This window comes from Peribacillus sp. P4_C12 (genome assembly GCF_056402095.1).
The window spans coordinates 1-555 of record NZ_JBFUIB010001193.1; the positions used below are offsets into that span (position 1 = coordinate 1).

Annotated in this window: 1 protein-coding gene; it reads left to right on the forward strand. The window is 35.1% G+C overall.

All coding sequences use genetic code 11. From position 1 onward, the window contains the following. Nucleotides 1-297: 297 nt before the first annotated feature. Nucleotides 298-555, forward strand: a 258-nt coding sequence (locus AC1DUW_RS32090; protein ID WP_477644616.1) for a hypothetical protein, incomplete at its 3' end; no start/stop codon positions are given.

The window sequence follows — 555 nt, forward strand, 5'->3', positions numbered from 1 at the left end:
GAATACAAGATTCGTTTCAAAGGTATGGTTTTCTTGAATGATGTTATCACCCTTCAAGCAGATTTAAAAGAGAAAAAGGAAGATAAGTATTATTTCAATGTAGCAGCAATCAACCAATCAGGTAAGGAAGCGATCAGTGGAGAGGTTATTTTTAGGACCTACTAAAGGAAAGTAGTGGTGAAATTTATTTCATCACTACTTTTTTTAGGATTAAAATTCGACAATATTAAAGGAGATTCGAAACCTATCCAGAATTGTACTAAAAAAGAATTCTTTTTGCGGCGGTGAATATTATTAATGAATCATGTAAAACAGGATTCTCAGATTAATTTGCTCAAAGAGTGGATCTTTCCTGCTCTAGTCGTTGACTCTGAATACCGGATTAGGGATTGGAGCAGTTACCTAAATGATCGGATAGGACAGAATGGGAAGAAACTACTTACCGAACAATTTGAAGAGTGGCAATTTCTCGATAATAATAGATTGGCAGCTGCACGCCTGCATGACAAACGGTATTTATTTATATTGCTGACACAATTGGATAATGGCGATATT